The organism is Streptomyces sp. SID14478 (assembly GCF_010548525.1).
GTDB lineage: Bacteria > Actinomycetota > Actinomycetes > Streptomycetales > Streptomycetaceae > Streptomyces.
Genome location: NZ_JAAGMG010001101.1, coordinates 1 through 247 on the forward strand (window position 1 = coordinate 1; position 247 = coordinate 247).

Annotated in this window: 1 protein-coding gene; it reads right to left on the reverse strand. The window is 76.5% G+C overall.

Annotated features, from left to right (window positions below; all coding sequences use genetic code 11):
* Positions 1-247 (reverse strand): ROK family protein (locus G3I40_RS35505; RefSeq protein WP_164558955.1); only part of this gene is annotated, 247 nt, incomplete at both ends.

A 247-nucleotide genomic window follows, 5' to 3' on the forward strand; every position in this document is an offset into this window, starting at 1 on the left:
GGTCCATGCGCCCCTCGGGCGGTATCCCCGGTCCCCGGTCGAGGATCCGGCCCCCGGCGAGGAACGCGGAGCCGACACCCGTGCCGAGGGTGATGCCGACGACCCGGGTGTGGCCGCGCGCCGCGCCCGCGGACCACTCCCCCATCAAGAACGCGTGGGCGTCGTTGAGGAAGACGACGTCCGCGGGGCGGCGGCGCAGCCCGCCGAGCAGGTCGGCGCGGACGTCCGCCCCGTACAGCGACGCGAA